Origin of the sequence: Mesorhizobium sp. B2-4-7 (genome assembly GCF_006442685.1) — a bacterium.
GTDB lineage: Bacteria > Pseudomonadota > Alphaproteobacteria > Rhizobiales > Rhizobiaceae > Mesorhizobium.
The window spans coordinates 332,752-351,347 of sequence record NZ_VFVH01000002.1; the positions used below are offsets into that span (position 1 = coordinate 332,752).

Below are 18,596 nucleotides of genomic sequence, written 5' to 3' on the forward strand. Positions count from 1 at the left end.
TCAATCCCCCATCTTCAGCGCCTGAATAAACGCCTCCTGCGGGATATCCACCTTGCCGAACTGGCGCATCCGCTTCTTGCCCTCTTTCTGCTTGTCGAGCAGCTTGCGTTTGCGGCTCACGTCGCCGCCGTAGCACTTCGCGGTGACGTCCTTGCGCAGGGCGGAGATGGTTTCGCGGGCGATGACCTTGCCGCCTATGGCAGCCTGGATAGGGATCTTGAACAGATGGTGCGGGATCAGCTCCTTCAGCTTCTCGCACATCTGGCGGCCGCGCTTTTCCGCCGCCGTGCGGTGGACCAGCATGGAGAGCGCGTCGACCGGCTCCTCGTTGACCAGGATCGACATCTTCACCAGGTCGCCCTCGCGATAGTCGGTGAGGTGATAGTCGAACGAGGCATAGCCCTTGGAGATCGACTTCAGGCGGTCGTAGAAATCGAAGACCACTTCGTTGAGCGGCAGGCCGTAGGTCAGCATGGCGCGCTTGCCGACATAGGAGAGGTCGGCCTGGATGCCGCGCCGGTCCTGGCAGAGCTTCAGAATGCCGCCGAGATAGTCGTCGGGGGTCAGGATGGTGGCGCGGATCCACGGCTCCTCGATGGCCGAGATCTTGACCACGTCGGGCATGTCGGCCGGGTTGTGCAGTTCCTTCACCGAGCCGTCATTGAGCAGCAGCCGGTAGACGACCGATGGCGCGGTGGCGATCAGGTCGAGGTTGAACTCGCGCTCCAGCCGCTCCTGGATGATTTCCAGATGCAGCAAGCCGAGGAAGCCGCAGCGATAGCCGAAGCCGAGCGCGGCACTGGTTTCCATCTCATAGGAGAAGGAGGCGTCGTTGAGACGCAGCTTGCCGACGGCGGCGCGCAGATCCTCGAAATCGGCGGCGTCGACCGGGAACAGGCCGCAGAACACCACCGGCTGCGCCGGCTTGAAGCCGGGCAAAGCGTGCGCGGTCTGGCGCTTGTCCTCGGTGATGGTGTCGCCGACGCGCGTGTCGGCCACTTCCTTGATCGAGCCGGTGAAGAAGCCGAACTCGCCGGGGCCGAGCTCCTCGACATTGATGCGGGCGGGCGTGAACACGCCGGTCCGTTCGACCAGATATTTGGCGCCGGTGCCCATCATGCGGATGGTCTGGCCTTTTTTCAGCACGCCGTCGATGACGCGCACCAAAACGATGACGCCGAGATAGGCGTCGTACCAGCTGTCGACCAGCATCGCCTTCAAGGGCGCGCTCGCGTCGCCCTCGCGCGGCGGCGGCAATTGGTGGACGATGGCCTCCAGCACATCGGGAATGCCGAGACCGGTCTTGGCCGAGATCAGCACGGCGTTGGAAGCGTCGATGCCGATCACCTCCTCGACCTGCTCGCGGATGCGCTCGGGCTCGGCGGCCGGCAGGTCGACCTTGTTCAGCACCACGACGATCTCGTGGTTGTTGTCGATGGCCTGGTAGACATTGGCGAGCGTCTGCGCCTCGACGCCCTGAGAGGCGTCGACCACCAGCAGCGAGCCTTCGCAGGCGGCCAGCGAGCGCGACACTTCATAGGCGAAGTCGACATGGCCGGGCGTGTCGATGAGGTTGAGGATATAGTCCTCGCCATTGTTGGCGCGGTATTTCAGCCGCACCGTCTGCGCCTTGATGGTGATGCCGCGCTCGCGCTCGATGTCCATCGAGTCCAGCACCTGCTCCTTCATGTCGCGCAGCTCCAGCCCGCCGGTGAGCTGGATCAGGCGGTCGGCAAGGGTGGATTTGCCATGGTCGATATGGGCGACGATGGAGAAATTCCTGATGTGGTCGAGGGGCGTGCTCATGCCGCGCGCTTTAGCAGGGGCGGCTTGCTGCGGCAAGGCTTGCGGCGCAAGGCGCCCCCGGTCATCACAAAGCGGTGAGCCGGGCGGAAAAGCCCGAAACGGCCGGCGGGCACGGCCGGATGCTTAAACTTTGAACGATCCTCTTAGACCCCGGTTTGCCGGCGCATGTTAGTTCCCCCGCAGGTAACCGTTTTTTGGGGTAAGAAAAAATGCCGGGGCTTGCAGGAAAGTTCGCCCGCTCTCGCGGCGGCTCGATGATGCCGCTGTTCTTCATCAGCCTGGTGCCGCTGGTCACCGTCGTCGGCTTCTCGGTCGATTATACGTCGGCGGTCCAGACCCGGTCCAACATGCAGCAGGCGCTCGACGCGGCGACGCTGGCCACCACCACGCTGCCGAAGACGACAACGCTGGCGGCCCGCCAGCAGATGCTCCGGGACACCTTTGCCGCCAATGGCGGGCAAGGCACCGCCACGCTGGTGAGCTTCACCATCGCGGCCAACGGCACCGCCACGGCGCAGGCCTCGGCGAGCTTCGCCATGCCGACCGACTTCATGCAGATCGCCAGAATCGACACCGTGCCGGTCGGCGTCACCTCGGCGGTCAACAAGGCGGCGGCCCTGGTGCAGACCACCTTCAAGATCGAGAAGGCGTCGGGCTGGTGGGACAAGACGATGTATCTCTACGGCACGCAATTTGGCTCGACCACGAAGCAGAAGCTGATGCAGATCAGCTATGTCTACAACAAGGGCGGCGATCCCAAGGGCTATGGCACCACCACCGTCTCCACCGTCAGCGGCACCACGCTTACCCAGGTGCAGCAGCAGGTGTGCAACACCACGACGGTCGCCAATTTCAACAACACGCCCTCCGGCGCCATCACCAGCACCGACGGCAACGGCATCATGCGGCAGACCGTCTGCACCACCACACCGGCCAACAGCGCCGGCGCGGTCATCGACGTCAGCCAGATGGACCAGCTCTATCTCGAGATGGACGTGCCTTCCGCCGCGACGGCCAAACCGGCTCAGCCGACCACGCTCAGGTCGAATGACCCTAAAACCTCGAACCGGCTCTATATCGGCACCAGCCCGACCGACATGCCCGAAATCGCCACGGGCCAGACCGTCGACATCTTCACCGCCGTGCCGTGCGGCCAGACAGGCTACCAGGCCTGGGAAGACGGCGGCTCCGCCGTGCCGGCGCCTGTCGTCAACGCCGACTTCTTCTACACCGTGATGGGCAAATGCGACTTCAACCAGCGCCCCTCGCAAACGGTGCTGACGCAGTGACACTGCGGCTTCTTCCTTCTCCCCTTGTGGGAGAAGGTGGCCTCGCGAAGCGAGGTCGGATGAGGGGTGTTCCAGGCAACGCCAACGCCTCACTCCGCTGGAACAGCCCTTTTGCGCTCGGCCTCGTCCCGTCCGCCGGGGCTATAGACGGATCGCAGCGTTCGACTAGTCTGGCGCCATGCCGCACCAACCCGTCACCCCCGCCAAGCGCAACTTTGCTCGCTCACTCCGCCGTGACATGACGGAAGCGGAAGACAGGCTTTGGCAGGAACTGCGAGACCGCAGACTGGACCGGATCAAATTCAGGCGCCAGGTTCCTTTTGGAAAATACATTGCCGATTTCGTTTGCCTCGAAGCCGGGCTGATTATCGAGATCGACGGCAGCCAACACGCGGACTCGGATGCTGACCGGATCCGCAAGGCCGAGCTGGAGGCTAGGGGTTTTCGCGTTCTGCGCTTCTGGAACGACGATGTCCTGAAAGAGATGAATGCCGTTTGCGACACGATCATCGCCTATGTGCGGGACAGAAGTCTGCAGCCCTGGAGATAGTGGCGCCGTTTTCCCTTCTCCCCTTGTGGGGTCCGAAGGACGGGCGGGACGCGTGGCTCGCCCCCGGGCGGTGGCCTGGCGAAGCGAGGTCGGATGAGGGCTGTTCCAGGAAACGCCAACGTCTCACTCCGCTGGAACACCCCTCAACCGTCTCGGCGCTGCGCGCCGATCCACCTTCTCCCACAGGGGGAGAAGGAAGAACCCGCTGGCGCTCAATCACAAACCGGTGAGCGCTGTAACGAAGCGATAATTGGCGGCGAAGTGGGGACATGAGCGGCGCGTCGCGGCGCCGTCACCCACGGAGCAATTCCATGTCGCAAGCCAAACGCAGCAGGTTTCTCGCAGTGTCCAGCCTGGGCGCGCTTGCGCTCGCGGCGTCGGTCGGTGCGGCCGCGGCGCAGCCGCTTACCATTGTCGAGCTGTTCACCAGCCAGGGCTGTTCGTCCTGCCCGCCGGCCAATGCCAATCTGATCAAGGTCAAGGACCAGCCCGGCGTGCTGGCGCTGTCCTTCAACGTCACCTACTGGGACTATCTCGGCTGGAAGGACATTTTCGGCCGGCAGGAGTTCACGCAACGCCAGGTGAGCTACGAGCCGCCGCTCGGCCGTGACGGGCCGTTCACGCCGCAGGTGGTGGTCAACGGCCGTGCCGATGCGGTCGGCGCCGCGCCCGGCGAGATCGAACGGCTGATTGCGGCGAGCGGACGCATCAAGGGACCGTCGCTGTCGCTCGATGGCGGCAAGGCCAGCATCGGCGCGGGGAGCGTGCCGGGCGGCAAAGCCGACATCTGGCTGGTGCGCTATGCCAGGGGCGTCGTCGAGGTGCCCGTGGCGCGCGGCGAGAACACCGGCCGCACCTTGCCGCACGGCAATGTCGTGCATGCGCTGAAGAAGCTCGGCAGCTGGACCGGAGAGGCCACGACGCTCGACGTGCCGGCGGCCGCCAACGGCCTCAGCACTGCAGTGCTGGTGCAGTCGCCCGGCGGCGGGCCGATCCTGGCCGCCGCCGCCGATTAGCTTACCTCCGGGAACTTCCCGTTTGCGGGGAGAGACCATCAGAAATTGCGCAGCGCCGCGCCTGCGGCGCCGCAACAGCCGGCCGCCGCGTGGGCGCGCCACCCAACCAAGGAGACCATCATGACCGTTCTTTCCCGCCTGACGTTGCCGGCGCTTGCGCTCGCTTTGTGCTCGACGGCATTGCTGGCCGGCGGCATCGCCCGTGCCGACGAGGCCACCAACGCCATGAAACCCGCCGCCGACGCGATGAAACCGGCAACCGATGCGATGAAGCCGGCCGACCCGATGGCCACCAATGCCATGAAGCCGGCAGCCGATGCGATGAAACCGGCGGACGCCATGAAGCCGGCGACTGGCGCGATGAAGCCGGCGACGGATGCGATGAAGCCTGCCAACTAGGTCAAGCCGCGGCGGAGAGTTACGCACCCGCTGGGGCCGCACGAGAATGTGAGCCTCCGCCGCAACTCGCGCATCGCGCCGGCTCCGCTAATTCAATAGACTGGACCCTATGCAAGCCATGAGGAGTGCAACCATGACCGACATCAAGAACCGTTCGAGCGGCTTCGTCCGCGGCGCGCTCGCAGCTTTCGCGCTCGCCGTCGCGGGCGCCGCCTTCTGGCTCACCCCAGCGGTTTCGGCGGAGGATGCCGTGGTGATCCCGCCGCCGGCGCTGGATGAAAAGGCAGCGGGCGGCAGCGAGACGGCAGTCTTCGCCGGCGGCTGCTTCTGGGGCGTGCAGGGCGTGTTCCAGCACGTCAAGGGCGTCACCAAGGCGGTCTCGGGCTATACCGGCGGCGCCAAGGACGACGCCGTCTACGAGACCGTGGGCACCGGCCGCACCGGCCATGCCGAATCCGTCGAGATCACCTACGATCCCTCCAAAGTCACCTATGGCCAGCTGCTGCAGGTGTATTTCTCGGTCGCCCACAATCCGACCCAGCTCAACTACCAGGGTCCGGACCAGGGCACGCAGTACCGCTCGACTATCTTTGCGGAGAACGAGGCGCAGAAGAAGATCGCGCAGAGCTACATCGCCCAGCTCGACCAGGCCAAGCTGTTTTCCAAGCCCATCGTCACCACGATCGAAACCGGCAAGACCTTCTACCCGGCCGAGGAGTACCACCAGGATTTCCTGACGCTCAACCCGACCTATCCCTACATCGTCTACAACGACCTGCCAAAGGTGGCGAATTTGAAGACGCTGTTCCCGAAGCTTTACAGCGACAAGCCGGTGCTGGTGCTGTCGGCCAGCAATTGAGGTTCAGAAGCGGAGGCGCTGGCGGGAAGCGCCTCCTGCTGCCCTGCCGGCCAGAGGGGGGCGCGAGGGATCGCGGCCTCTCCTGCGAAGAAGGCTACACCCTCTTCCGCCACGGCAGGCTCCAGCGCGCCTTCTCCAGCGAGGCCTTGGTTTCGACCGTGGCCGGGGCGGACTGGGCTTCTCGGTATTGCACCGAGCCCCGCGGCGGATAGGGCAGGCTGTCGTTGAGCTCCAGCCTGTCGAGCTGGCTGAAATCGGGGAAAGGCAGTTTTTCCTCCTCGCGCCAGGCGCTGACCCGCTTTTCCGCGGCGATGCGCTTTTCCTGGTCGAGCGGCAGGTCGGCGGCGCTGTATTCCAGCTGCGCCGGGAAGGCGAACTGGGCGCCGGCCTCGTCCATCACCGCGATCATCGACAGCAATATGTCCTCGCGGATGGCGAGAAACTCCGAGCCATCCGCGGTCGTGATGTAGGTGAAGACCTCGATGTCGAGTGAATAGGGGCCGAAGCCGACGAAGCGCACGCGGCACGGGTCGTCGATGACGCGCGGATGAGCGATCAGGAGCTTGCGCAGCGCCGCCAGCGTGTAGCGCAGCTGGTCGGGCGTCGTCTCGTAGCGCAATTGCAGCGTGGTGGCGAAGCGGGTGCGGTCGCGATGGGCGTAGTTCTCGATCTGCATGCCGGCGAAGTCGGAATTGGGCACCGAGATCACCGTGCGGTCGACCGAGCGGATGCGGGTCGAGCGCATGCCGATATGCTCGATGGTGCCGGACTGGTTGCCGAACTTGCAGAAGTCACCGACGCTGACCGGCCGGTCGGCATAGAGCGTCAGGCCGGAAAGAAAATTCTGCAGCGTTGGCTGCGCCGCCAGCGCCACCGCCAGGCCGCCAATGCCGAGGCCGGCCAGCACGCCCTGATAGGGGATCGCCAGCACCTCGGCCAGGAGCAGGAAGGCGACCACCAGGGCGGCGATGCGCGCCACGCCGGTCAGCAGCGAGATCAGCGTCTCGTGGTAGCCGGGCACGTTGAAGGTGGCGCGGTAGCGCTCGGCGATCTTGCCGATCAGGTGCCAGACGACGGGAACCGCGCCGATCAGGATCAGGCTCCAGGCCGCCGCCTTGGCGGATGCCGCGATCACCTGCGGCAAGCCGAGCGGCCGCAGCGCAAACAGCAGGAACAGGCCGAGGAAGATCGAGCGCACCGCCCATTCGACGACGCGGAAGAAGCCGGCCCGCCCGGAACTCCTGCCGCGGCCGGCGAAGAACACGATCACCGCGTTGGCAAGGAAGCCGAAGGCGATGCCGGCAAGCCCGGCAATGCCGAGCCCCAGCCATTGCCAGCGTTCGATCGGCCCGGCGCGGGTCAAAAGGGCAGGGCTGATCTCACGGGCAAGGCCCCTGGTGGCGAAGAAGGGATCGTTGCTGGCGAAGGCGGTGAATTCCGGCGCCACCGGCGCATCCTCGATATCGGCATAGAGCGTGCGGATGTTGGCCAGCGTTTCCGGCGTGAATTTCCACAGCTTGCCGCCTTTCTCCGTCCCCACCGGAGCGACGACGATGTTGCCGGCCGGATGCTCGAAATACACATAGGGCGTGTTGCTTTGGGGATCGTCGGGAATTTCCTGCCAGTAGACGTAGCCGATGCGGTCGATGACTTTCTTGAGATAGCTCTCGAGCAGAACCGCCTCGTCGGACCGCACCGCCGGATTGTAACCGCGCATGTCGAGCGCCGTTTGCGTCGAACCGCCATTCTGGTCAGCGATGCCGCCGAGCAGCATCTTGAACGTGTCGCGCGGCGAGGCGAGCTTGGCCGGATCGTCGACCATGTCGGGGGCTTCGCCACGCGCCGCCTGGAACTCGGCGAGCTTGGCCTGCAGCACGGCGAGCTGCGGCCCGACGATGAACCATTCGCCGGCCTTGCGGCGGAAGGTGACGTCGAAGAAAACCTTGCTGCCATATTGCTGCAGCCTGGCTGTCACCTCGTCGCCGGGGATCGCATCATGCGGCAGGTTCCACAGGCGCAAGGTGGCGTTGTCGATCACCGAAAACAGGAGCTTGGTGTAATCGGGCATGTTGAGGCCGCCGCGATCGGCCTCCGTGACGTCGACCAGGCCGGCCGCCAGCGCGGCAAGGCCCATGCCGCCGCCGGTGGCGCGCGGCACATTGTCGGCGCCGCTCTCGTTCATGGTCTGCAGGAATGAGCGCATCGTCGTCATGGGGCTGGTCTGGTCGACCTTGAGGGTCTCGGCGGCGTCGACGCGCACGCCCGTCCACCATTCGGCGGTGGCGGATTCGAAACGGCCCATGAAGCTCGCGCCATCCGGCGCCATGACGAAGCTGAACTCGCCCTGGCGACTGCCCTCGAACCAGCGGCCGAACAGCTTTTCGCCTTCGGCCTTGGCTTCGATGCGGCCGTTGTACAGGGGATAGACGCCCTTCACCTCGGCGCCGTCCTGCTCGAAGGTGATCTGGGCGCCGCCGCCGCGCCATTTGGTGTCCCAGACACCGGCCCAGTTGGCCGTCTGCTGGGCATGAGCGGGCTGAATGACAGGCAGCAGGCCGGCCAGCACGAGCGCGGCGATCAGCGTGACCAGGCGGATCAGGACCAGAGCAACCCCAGGAAAGCGGCGTAGCGATTTTCTTGGGAAAGATGCGTAGCGCTGCCGCGCCTGCGGATCGTGTTCTATCGAGGCAACCGGGACACCGCGCATTGCATTGCCCTTCTTCTCGGACCGCTGCCATCAGGCCGCAGCATGTCGCGGAAGGTTATTGCGCGTGAAGATGAATATTGTCTTTCCGGCCGGCGACAGGCGGCAGGCGGAGGCGATGATTTCGCGCCGTCGCCTGGCCCTTCAATCGTAGGTCAGGTCCCTCGCCTTGCCGCCGAACACGCGGTAGGCATAGAAGGAATAGAAGATGATGATCGGCAGCACGACCACGGTGCCGGCCAGGATGATGGCCAGGCTTTCGGGTGCGGAAGCCGCCTGCCAGATGGTCAGCCTGTCGGGCACCACGAACGGATAGAACGACCAGGCGAGCCCGGCAAAGCCCAGCGCGAAGATGGCGGCCAGCGTCAGGAACGGCGTCAGTGAATGGCGGTCGTCGGGCCTGGGCAGATGAGAGGTCTGCCGCCACAGCCACAGGAACAGCAGCGCCGACAGGATCGGCAGCGGCGACAGATAGAGCATTTCGGGCAGGACGAACCATTTGGCGAAGATGCGCGGGCTGGCGAAGGGCGTGGCCAGCGACACGGCAGCCATGCCGAGCGCAGTCAGCACCAATGTGGTGCGCAGCCAGCGCACCGCCTTTTTCTGCAAGTCGCCTTCGGCCTTGTAGATGACCCAGGCCGCCCCCATCGCGGCGTAGGCCGCCGCCAGGCAGAACGCCACCAGCACGCCGAACGCCATGCCCCCCAGGCCGAAGTCGAGGCCAAGCACATAGACGCCCAGCATATAGCCTTGCGCCAGCGAGGCGATGAGCGAGCCGAGGAAGAAGATGCGGTTCCAGCGGTGCTTGCGCTCGGTCGCCACCTTGGCGCGGAAGTCGAAGGCGACGCCGCGCAGGATGAGGCCGACCAGGAGCACGAACACCGGGATATAGAGCGCGCTGAGGATGACGCCATGCGCCATCGGAAAGGCGACCAGCAGAAGGCCGACGGCCAGCACCAGCCAGGTCTCGTTGGCATCCCAGAACGGGCCGATGGCGGCGATCATGGTGTCCTGCTCGGCGTCCTCGGCCGCCGCGAACAGGATGCCGATGCCGAGATCGAAGCCGTCGAGAATGACGTAGATCAGGATGGCGAGGCCCATCAGGCCGGCGAAGATGAGGGGGAGCAGGGTCGGCCAGTCATAGGTCATTTCTCTCTCTCTCCTACTCGCCAGCCGCGGGCTGCGACATCGGCTTGTTGAGCACGCCCGGCAGCGGCGAGGTGTCGCCGTCCTTGGCCGCCTTCAGCGCCAGGTGGACCAGAACGCCGAGATAGGCGATCAGCAACAGCACGTAGAGAGCGAGATAGACGGCCAGCGTCAGCGCCACATGGCTGCCGGCCACCGGGCCGACGGCGTCGGCGGTCCTCAGCACGCCCGTCACCAGCCAGGGCTGGCGGCCGATCTCCGTCGTATACCAGCCGGCGAGCGTCGCCACCCAACCGGAGATGGTCATCGGCACCATGAGCAGCGCCAGCGGCCTCGGCAAGCCATGACGGCGCTTGAGGAAGAAGGCGGCCGACCAGGAGACGGCGAGCATCAACAGGCCGGTGCCGACCATGACGCGAAAACCCCAGAACACCGGGAAGACGGGCGGATGGTTGCCGGGATAGTCGTTGAGTCCCGGTACCACGCCCCTGGCACTGTGCCGCAGGATCCAGCTCGCCCCGTTGGGAATGGTCACCTCGAACCTGTTTTCCCTGGCCGCTTCATCCGGAATGGCAAACAGCACCAGCGGCACGTTGGGGCCGGTGTTCCAGTTGGCTTCCATGGCGGCGATCTTCTGCGGCTGGTGCTCGAGCGTGTTCAGGCCGTGCTGGTCGCCGGCAAGGATCTGGATGGGAATGAGGATGGCGGCGGTGAAGACGCCGGTGCGCAGCGCCTTCCACATCGATTCCGAGCGGTCGCCCTTGAGGTAGCGCAGCGCCGACAGGCCGGCTATGAGGAACGATACCGTAAGCCCGGAGGCGAGCAGCATATGGACGAGACGGTAGGGCATGGAGGGGTTGAAGAGGATCGCCCACCAGTCGACGGCGTGGGCGACGCCGTCGCGCATCTCGAAGCCGACCGGCGTCTGCATCCACGAGTTCAGCGCGATGATCCAGAAGGCAGACACCGTGGTGCCGCCGGCCACCAGCACGGTCGCCAGCGTGTGGATGCGGTTGGAAACGCGGCGGAAGCCAAACAGCATGATGCCGAGGAAGGCTGCCTCGAGGAAAAAGGCGGTGAGGATTTCGTAGGCCAGCAGCGGCCCGGCGATGTTGCCGACCGTTTCCATGTAGCCCGGCCAGTTGGTGCCGAACTGAAAGCTCATGGTGACGCCGGAAACCACGCCCATGGCGAAGGACAATGCGAACACCTTCACCCAGGTGAAATACGCGCGCATCCAGGCCGAATCATTGGTCGCGTTGTAGCGGAGCTTGAAGAAAAGCAGCACCCAGCCGAGTGCGATGGTGATGGCTGGAAACAGAATATGAAACGAAATATTCGCACCGAACTGAATGCGCGAAAGGATGAGCGGGTCCATGGCGGGCTCCGGCTGCTTCTAATAAGCGGAGAATAGGCTTGTAGGGCCGGCCGGTCAAAGCGGCGTCCCGCCGCGAGGCGGAACGCCGCAGCGCCATGCGGCGGCAATGTCGAGAACTGTCAGCAACGGCATTGACTTGCGGTTGCATGCGGCGACATTCGTCCTATATCTGGGGTCCTCTTTCAAGCAGCCGTTTTCAGCCATGCAGCCTGTCATCTCCATTTCCGGGGTCACCAAGACCTACGCCACCGGCTTCAAGGCGCTGAAGGAAATCAATCTCGACATCGAGCGCGGCGAGATTTTCGCGCTGCTTGGCCCCAACGGCGCCGGCAAGACGACGCTGATCTCCATCGTCTGCGGCATCGTCAACCGTTCGTCGGGCAGCGTCACGGTGGACGGCCACGACATCACCAAGGACTATCGCGCCGCGCGCGGCCTGATCGGGCTAGTGCCGCAGGAGCTGACCATCGATGCCTTCGAGAGCGTCTGGGCGACGGTCAACTACAGCCGCGGCCTGTTCGGCAAGCCGGCAAACCATGCCTTTGTCGAGAAGGTGCTGCGCGACCTGTCGCTGTGGGACAAGAAGGACGCCAAGGCGATCACGCTTTCGGGCGGCATGAAGCGGCGGCTGATGATCGCCAAGGCGCTGTCGCATGAACCGCGCGTGCTGTTCCTCGACGAGCCGACGGCCGGCGTCGACGTCGAACTGCGCCAGGACATGTGGGCGATGGTGCGGCGGCTGCGCGAGGACGGCGTCACCATCATCCTCACCACCCACTATATCGAGGAAGCCGAGGCGATGGCCGACCGCGTCGGCGTCATCAACCGCGGCGAGATCATCCTGGTCGAGGGCAAGGCCGAACTGATGCGCAAGCTCGGCCGCAAGCGCCTGGTGATGGAACTGCGCAGCCCGCTCGGCGCCATTCCGGACGCCTTCTCGCACTACGCCCTGGAATTGTCGCCGGATGGCGGGCAGATCACCTACACCTATGACAACCAGAGCGACCGGCCCGGTGTGGCGTCGCTGATCCGCGATCTCGAGGCCGCCGACATCCAGTTCCGCGACTTGGACACGCAGAACAGTTCGCTGGAGGAGATCTTCGTCAATCTTCTGAGGCAAGAGCCATGAACCTGCGCGCGGTATGGGCGATCTACCGGGTGGAGATGGCGCGCGCGCTGCGCACCGTCTTGCAGAGCATCGTCTCACCCGTGCTGTCGACGTCGCTGTATTTCGTCGTCTTCGGCTCGGCCATCGGCTCGCGCATCACCGAGATCGACGGCATCAGCTACGGCGCCTTCATCGTGCCCGGGCTGATCATGCTGTCGCTTTTGACGCAGTCGATCTCCAACGCCTCCTTCGCCATCTACTTCCCGAAATTCGTCGGCTCGATCTACGAGCTGTTGTCGGCTCCGGTCTCCTATCTCGAGATCGTCCTCGCCTATGTCGGGGGCGCCGCCACCAAGTCGATCATCCTCGGCCTGATCATTCTGGCGACGGCCTCGCTGTTCGTGCCGCTCTCGATCCAGCATCCGTTCTGGATGCTGGCCTTCCTGGTGCTGACGGCGGTGACCTTCAGCCTGTTCGGCTTCATCATCGGAATCTGGGCCAGGAGCTTCGAGCAGTTGCAACTGGTGCCGCTGCTGATCATCACGCCGCTGACCTTCCTGGGTGGCAGCTTCTATTCCATCAACATGCTGCCGGGCGCCTGGCGCACGGTGACGCTGTTCAATCCGGTCGTCTATCTGATCAGCGGCTTCCGCTGGAGCTTTTTCGGAAAATCGGACGTTTCGGTCGGCATCAGCCTCGGCATGACCGTGGTTTTTCTGCTGATCTGCGTGGCGACCGTCGCCTGGATATTCAGGACCGGCTACCGGCTGAGGAATTGAGGGGCGAAGCCACGCTGAGCCGCGGTCAGAGCTAGATCGCCTTCACCAGCCGCAGCAGGCCCAGCATCTCGACATAGGTTCCCTTGCGGAAGGCGACGTAGACCGGCTCCTCGATGCCGTGGAAACGGCGCTTGAACGCCGCCTGCCCCTGCAGGTTGAAGCGGCGGCGGTTGACCCAGGGCGAATCATAGGCGCGCTGGAAGGCGTTGCGCCAGAAATCGCTTTCGGCGAATCCGCTGGGGCCGACGTCGACCAGCGGCGAGAGCCCGAGCGTGACGACCGAAATGCCTTCCTCGCGAAAGCGGTCGACGGCGAATTTGGTCAGGCCGACCTCGGCATGCGGCGAGGCGTCGATGTGCTTGCGCTTGAAGGCGGTGGTGTAGCCGATGACCTTGCCGCCGCGAAACAGCGGATCGAAGTCGAGCAGGGCGACCAGTTCGCCATCAGGGCCGTGCAGCACGAAGCGGCGCATGTCGACGCCCACATGATCGGCGAAGTGCCGGTTGAGGAAGCCCATTTCCCAGCGCTTGACGATGCGGTCGCCGCGCCAGTTCGCCGAAAGCCGGGAGATCTCGTCGAGAAAGATGGTCCGCTTGTCCTCGGCGAACGAAAAGCCCTTCTTCAACAGCCAGCGCTCGGAGTAGCGCACGGTTTCGTTGCGCTTGCCGGAAAAATCGTGTGCGGGCAGCGGCAGACGGGTGTCGATGCCCAGCCGGTTGACCTTGTAGCCGAGCCCGGCCAGCACCCGCGCCGACTGTTCGCCGATCTGCACGAACCAGGGGCTGCCGGCGGTCTCGACGAAGCGCCTGATATAGTCGGCCCGATGGGCCGGATCGGCGACCGGGTCGCCGAGCGCGAAATGATGCTTCATCTTGGTGCCGAAGGCGATGTAACCGTCGGCGTCGCCGAAATAGGAGAGCCTGCCTTGCACGGCGGAGGAGTAGGCGAGTGAGAAGTCGCCGTGGCGGCGCACCAGCGCCAGCCGTTCGGCATGGGTGAACGCCTGGCGCTCGACCTTTGGCGAGGCACGCTCGAGGATTTTGTCGAGATAGATCCGCAAGGAGGGCATGGGTCGAGATTCCGCGTGCATCTGCGGCGCGCACCCGGGTACGCTATACGCCGTGGCGCCTTGATTTTGCACAGGAAGCCGAAAAAAGCGTTTCGAGGACTTCGGATTCCTGTACCGGTAACAGAGATCCGCCAGCCCCCGGATCTCGAATCAATCACATTGCCGCGACCTGATTATCGCCGATCTCGCGTATATGCCATATAGGACGCAACCGCGGTGCGGCGCATGGCCTCGAAATCCGGGGCCGATCTGCTGTATGGATCATGCGCGGGAGGGCGTTCTGCCGGTGTCGGCGGAAGCGCCACAAGGGTGGAATGGGGTTCGTGAGCGAATGGCAGATACGACAATCAGACCGGCAGCGCACCAGACGGTAACTATCGAACCGGCGATCGTCATCGGCGCCGGCGCCGCCGGTCTCGCGGCAGCGCAGGCGCTGGTCAAGGCCGGCGTGGCGACGGCGATCCTGGAAAAGGAGAGCCGGTTGGCCGAGCCATGGCATCGGCGTCACCAGCAGCTGCGCCTCAATACTCACCGCGACCTTTCGGCACTTCCCGGCCTTGCCTATCCGAAGGGCACGCTCGCCTTCCCCCACAGAACCGCCGTCATCCGCTATCTGAACGATTTCAGCGAGGCGAACCGGCTGCCGGTGGAGCTCGGCGTCGCCGTCGAGGCGGTCCTGTTCAGGGGCGACCACTGGGCGATAGAGACCAGCGCCGGGATGCGCCTGGCGCGCCACGTCGTGATCGCCACCGGCCGCGACAGACAGCCGTTCATCCCCGACTGGAAAGGAATGCGGGATTTCGCCGGCCGCATCATCCATTCGGCGGATTTCGGCGACGCGAAGGACTATGCCGGCAAGAAGGTGCTGGTCGTCGGCGCCGGCAACTCGGGTATAGACGCGCTCAACCACCTGGCGCAGGCAAGCACCGCCTCGCTGTGGCTGTCGGCCCGCAACGGTCCGTCGGTCCTGCCCAAGCGCATCGGCAAGATTGCCGTGCACCGGCTGTCGCCGCTGATGGCGCGGTTGCCTTTGCGGGTCGCCGATGCGGTGATCGCCTTGACGCAGCGCCTGGTTTTCGGCGACCTGACGAAATTCGGCGTGCCGCCGGCACCGGTGGGCGGCGCCAGCCGCCTGACCACCGACTACACAGCGATCGCCGCCGACGAGGGCGCGATCGACGCCATCCGCGCGGGCAGGATCACCGTCGTGCCGGGGGTGCGAGAATTCACCCGCGACGGCGTCATCCTGGCCAATGGCAGCCTGATCGATCCCGACATCGTCATTGCCGCGACGGGCTACCGCACCGGGCTTGAGCAGATGGTCGGCAATCTCGGCGTGCTCGACGGCAAGGGCGTTCCGGTCTTCAACGGCGGCGATGCGGATCCGAAACTGCCTGGCCTCTGGTTCACCGGCATGCGGCCGAGCATCCGCGGCTGCTTCGCCAATGCCGCCATCCAGGCCAAGGCGATCGCCGAGCGGATTGCCCGGCGGATCGCCAATTCGGGCCGCTGAACCGGGCTGGAGGTTCGTTTTACGCGTCGGACGGAACCCCACTTTCCTGGAATTGCCCTCTAAATCGCGATCTTGCCGCCGCCTTGCCTGGTAATGGCGACGACCGCCGGCCGCACCGGCATGTCCGGCTTGAAATCGGGCCAGCGCGTCGACGGATCCTCATAATAGGACGGGCGGCCGAACGCCTCCCAATCCTCGCCGCCGTCGCCTGGATGCTGGACGGCGACGAAGGCGGTCTGATCGTCGGGCGCAAACAGCGGCCCGCACATTTCAGCGCCGATCGGCACGCGGAAAAACAGTTTTGACGTCGCGCGTGCGGGCCCTTCGGTGTCGACCGCCCACAGGCCGTCAGTGCGGCCGGTAGCCTTCGGCCCTTGGCCGTCGGTGGCGACCCACAGGCGCCCGGCTGAATCGACCGCGCAATTGTCGGGCATGCCGAACCAGCCATTGGCCGTGGTGGCGGTGGAGAAGGTGGCGCCGACATCGGCAACCGCCGGATCGCCGCATTTCAGGAGCACCTCCCATCTGCCCCTGGTGCCGGCGAAATCGCCGCCGTCCTCCGATATCTCGATGATATGGCCGAAGGCGTTGTCGGCGCGCGGGTTGGCGGCGTCGACCTGGTCGGCCTTGCGCTTGGAATTGTTGGTCAGCATGACATAGACCTTGCCGTTGACACGATTGGGCTGGATGTCCTCGGGGCGGTCCATCTTGGTGGCGCCGAGCAGGTCGGCGGCACGCCGCGTCTCGATCAACACGTCGGCCTGGCCGGCAAAGCCGTTCTCGGCCGTCAGCGGGCCCTGGCCGAAGACGATCGGCAGCCATTCCACCGTACCGTCCGCGGCGAATTTGGCGACATGCAGCGTGCCGTCATCGAGCAGGTTCATGTTGGCGGCGCGGTCGTCCGGATCGAAACGGCCCGCGGTGACGAATTTGTAGACGTACTCGAAGCGCTCGTCGTCGCCGAGATAGAAGACGACGCGGCCATCCTTGGCGATGATCGATTCGGCGCCTTCATGCTTGAAGCGGCCCATTGCGGTGCGCTTCCTCGGCGTGGATGTCGGATCGTTGACGTCGACCTCGACGATCCAGCCGAAACGGTTGGGCTCGTTCGGCTCCTTGGCGAGGTCGAAACGATCGTAATGCGCGCCCCATTCATAGGCGCCTTCCGGAATGCCGAGGCGCTTGTAATTGGCGGCTTCCTTATGGCCTTCCGGCAGTTCACCGGAGAAATAGCCGTGGATGTTCTCCTCGGCCATGACATAGGTGCCCCAAGGCGTGACGCCGCCGGCGCAGTTGTTGAATGTGCCGATGACCTTGGTGCCGGATGGGTCGGCATTGGTCTTGACGCGGTCATGACCGGCGACCGGGCCCGACAGCGCCATTTCGGTGTTGGAGGTGATGCGGCGGTTCAACTTGCCGTCGCGCACCACCTGCCACTTGCCGCCTTCCTTGCGGATCTCGACGATGGTGCCGCCATGTGCCGCCATCTCGACATCGACCTGCTCCTTCGAGAGCGGCGCGAGTTCGGCCGCCTTCTTGCCGTCCTTCTCGACGATCTTGGCGATGCCCGGGAACATCAGATGCGGATTGGTGTATTCGTGGTTGACGACCAGCAGCCCGTGCTCGGCGGAGCCATCGATCCCGATATAGCCGACATAGTCATTGTTGTAGCCGAATTGTCTTGCCTGGGCCTCAGCCGACTGCCTGGCCGGGTCGAACTCCGGCGAATCGGCAAACAGCGGATCGCCCCAGCGCAACAGCACGTCAGCATCGTAGCCCGGCGCGACATGGTGCTTGTCGTCGATACCGGCTTCGAGTTCCTCGAACGAGAAGGCGGAGCCCTCGGCGGCACGCGCATCGTCGGCGGCCACGAGCGCCAGCGGGCTGACGGTGGCGGCAATGGCAGAGACGGCCAGCGAGCCCTTGAGGAAGGCGCGGCGGGAAAACCGTTCGGCAATGATTTCGCCCATGGTGCGGTTTTCGGTGGGGTTGGTCGCCGGACCGTCGTTTTCCTCAAGCAGGCTGGTGCGGAATCGGGCGTCGGGCGAGCGATGGTCGGTCATGGTCTGCCTCTGGCTGGATGGCTGGAGCGTGTCACGCGTTTCGACCCCTTATAGACGATCGGTCACACTTTCGTGACATTCGTGCACCCGCCAGCTTGACCGCGAACCTCGCGCCACATCCGGTTTGAAACTCGGACCAAGGTCCTAAACCGATCGGGGCGAAGGTCCGGATTGCCGCGGCATCGGTCGTGGGCCACTTACACGAACACGCCATGTCGCCGATGGTCGCGTACCTGCACGAGATGGCCTCTGAATTTTGCCGGTCCGATCAAGTGAGGGACTGATGCGCAGCTCGATCATGGCTCATTGTTGCTGGCTGGCCCTGAGAGCAGTGCCGGCACTGGCGCTGACCATAGCCCCCTATCACCTCGATTTTCACGGTTCCGCCGCAGGCATTGTCGCGTCCAGCGCCCAAGCCAAGCCTGGCGGGAACAGCGGCAATGGCGGTGGTGGCGGTAACGGCAATGGCGGCAATGGCGGCAATGGAAATAACGGCGGCGGCAACAATGGCAACGCCGGAGGCAACAATGGCAACGCTGGCGGCAACGGGAACAATGGCGGCGGCAACAACGGCAAGGGGAAGGGTGCCAACAGCTCCGGCAAGCATGTGAACGCAACAACCGGCGATCGTGTCGAAATAGACGACAACAAGATCGTGGTGCAGCACCCTAACGGCTTCGGGGAAGAGATCGAGAAGGGTCGCTTCAAAATGACCGACGCTCTGGGCCGCACGATCGTCGAGCGCCCTGCGACGGCGGCGGATATAAGCCGCCTCAAGGGGTTGTAGAGCGGGCAATAGGCATCGCCCGTTTTACGTGTCACCTCCGCCGCCCCCCGGCGGAGGTGACCTTGTCGCTCCGGCCCCGTATAGGGGCCGTCTTTTTTGCCCTGGAGCGTTCCGCTGCTGCACCGCGCTT

General features: G+C 64.8%; 15 protein-coding genes. 9 read left to right on the forward strand and 6 right to left on the reverse strand.

Annotation, left to right across the window (positions count from 1 at the left end):
* A complete protein-coding gene (gene lepA / locus FJ946_RS08265) occupies window positions 1-1,806 on the reverse strand; it encodes a translation elongation factor 4 (RefSeq protein WP_140563789.1) in 1,806 nt (601 codons plus the stop codon).
* Between the two features lie 209 nt (window positions 1,807-2,015).
* Here lepA and FJ946_RS08270 point away from each other — a divergent pair, with 209 nt between their 5' ends.
* The 5 genes from FJ946_RS08270 to msrA all read left to right on the forward strand — a co-directional run bounded on the left by FJ946_RS08270 (window position 2,016) and on the right by msrA (window position 5,919).
* Window positions 2,016-3,095 carry a TadE/TadG family type IV pilus assembly protein gene (locus FJ946_RS08270; RefSeq protein WP_140563791.1) on the forward strand — a complete coding sequence of 360 codons (1,080 nt, stop codon included), beginning with the start codon at window positions 2,016-2,018 and terminating at the stop codon, window positions 3,093-3,095.
* 178 nt (window positions 3,096-3,273) lie between these two features.
* Window positions 3,274-3,645: an endonuclease domain-containing protein gene (locus tag FJ946_RS08275; protein ID WP_140491726.1), complete on the forward strand. Its 372-nt coding sequence runs from the start codon at window positions 3,274-3,276 to the stop codon at window positions 3,643-3,645.
* Window positions 3,646-3,956: 311 nt separating this feature from the next.
* Window positions 3,957-4,661 (forward strand): DUF1223 domain-containing protein, encoded by a 705-nt coding sequence (locus FJ946_RS08285; protein WP_140563795.1) that lies wholly within the window; start codon window positions 3,957-3,959, stop codon window positions 4,659-4,661.
* A 120-nt stretch (window positions 4,662-4,781) separates the two neighbouring features.
* On the forward strand, window positions 4,782-5,060 hold the full coding sequence (locus FJ946_RS08290; RefSeq protein WP_140491730.1) for a hypothetical protein: 279 nt from the start codon (window positions 4,782-4,784) through the stop codon (window positions 5,058-5,060).
* A 133-nt stretch (window positions 5,061-5,193) separates the two neighbouring features.
* Window positions 5,194-5,919 carry a peptide-methionine (S)-S-oxide reductase MsrA gene (msrA, locus tag FJ946_RS08295; protein WP_140491732.1) on the forward strand — a complete coding sequence of 242 codons (726 nt, stop codon included), beginning with the start codon at window positions 5,194-5,196 and terminating at the stop codon, window positions 5,917-5,919.
* Between the two features lie 94 nt (window positions 5,920-6,013).
* On the opposite strand, the gene FJ946_RS08300 is transcribed toward msrA, so the two are convergent.
* From FJ946_RS08300 to FJ946_RS08310, 3 genes are all read right to left on the reverse strand, one after another.
* Window positions 6,014-8,626 carry a mechanosensitive ion channel family protein gene (locus tag FJ946_RS08300; RefSeq protein ID WP_140563797.1) on the reverse strand — a complete coding sequence of 871 codons (2,613 nt, stop codon included), beginning with the start codon at window positions 8,624-8,626 and terminating at the stop codon, window positions 6,014-6,016.
* 141 nt (window positions 8,627-8,767) lie between these two features.
* Entirely contained in the window at window positions 8,768-9,772 is a 1,005-nt protein-coding gene (locus FJ946_RS08305; RefSeq protein ID WP_140524385.1) for a cytochrome d ubiquinol oxidase subunit II, read from the reverse strand.
* Between the two features lie 13 nt (window positions 9,773-9,785).
* The gene (locus tag FJ946_RS08310) at window positions 9,786-11,147 is read right to left on the reverse strand and encodes a cytochrome ubiquinol oxidase subunit I (RefSeq protein ID WP_140491737.1); all 1,362 of its coding nucleotides are present in this window, start codon (window positions 11,145-11,147) and stop codon (window positions 9,786-9,788) included.
* Between the two features lie 202 nt (window positions 11,148-11,349).
* On the opposite strand from FJ946_RS08310, the gene FJ946_RS08315 reads away from it, so the two are divergent.
* Together FJ946_RS08315 and FJ946_RS08320 are read left to right on the forward strand one after the other, a co-directional pair.
* Window positions 11,350-12,276: an ABC transporter ATP-binding protein gene (locus FJ946_RS08315; RefSeq protein WP_140563799.1), complete on the forward strand. Its 927-nt coding sequence runs from the start codon at window positions 11,350-11,352 to the stop codon at window positions 12,274-12,276.
* The gene (locus tag FJ946_RS08320; protein WP_140491741.1) at window positions 12,273-13,034 is read left to right on the forward strand and encodes an ABC transporter permease; all 762 of its coding nucleotides are present in this window, start codon (window positions 12,273-12,275) and stop codon (window positions 13,032-13,034) included. The genes FJ946_RS08315 and FJ946_RS08320 overlap by 4 nt, the downstream gene beginning before the upstream one ends.
* A gap of 31 nt (window positions 13,035-13,065) precedes the next feature.
* Here FJ946_RS08320 and FJ946_RS08325 read toward each other — a convergent pair whose 3' ends face one another.
* Window positions 13,066-14,103: a phosphatidylglycerol lysyltransferase domain-containing protein gene (locus FJ946_RS08325; RefSeq protein WP_140524389.1), complete on the reverse strand. Its 1,038-nt coding sequence runs from the start codon at window positions 14,101-14,103 to the stop codon at window positions 13,066-13,068.
* A 331-nt stretch (window positions 14,104-14,434) separates the two neighbouring features.
* Here FJ946_RS08325 and FJ946_RS08330 point away from each other — a divergent pair, with 331 nt between their 5' ends.
* Window positions 14,435-15,616: an NAD(P)/FAD-dependent oxidoreductase gene (locus tag FJ946_RS08330; protein ID WP_140524391.1), complete on the forward strand. Its 1,182-nt coding sequence runs from the start codon at window positions 14,435-14,437 to the stop codon at window positions 15,614-15,616.
* Window positions 15,617-15,675: 59 nt separating this feature from the next.
* On the opposite strand, the gene FJ946_RS08335 is transcribed toward FJ946_RS08330, so the two are convergent.
* Window positions 15,676-17,679: a PhoX family phosphatase gene (locus FJ946_RS08335; RefSeq protein ID WP_140563801.1), complete on the reverse strand. Its 2,004-nt coding sequence runs from the start codon at window positions 17,677-17,679 to the stop codon at window positions 15,676-15,678.
* 331 nt (window positions 17,680-18,010) lie between these two features.
* Between FJ946_RS08335 and FJ946_RS30725 the strand changes: the two genes are divergently transcribed.
* Window positions 18,011-18,466, forward strand: coding sequence for a hypothetical protein (locus tag FJ946_RS30725; protein WP_348640496.1), 456 nt, complete (start codon window positions 18,011-18,013; stop codon window positions 18,464-18,466).
* Window positions 18,467-18,596 lie beyond the last annotated feature (130 nt).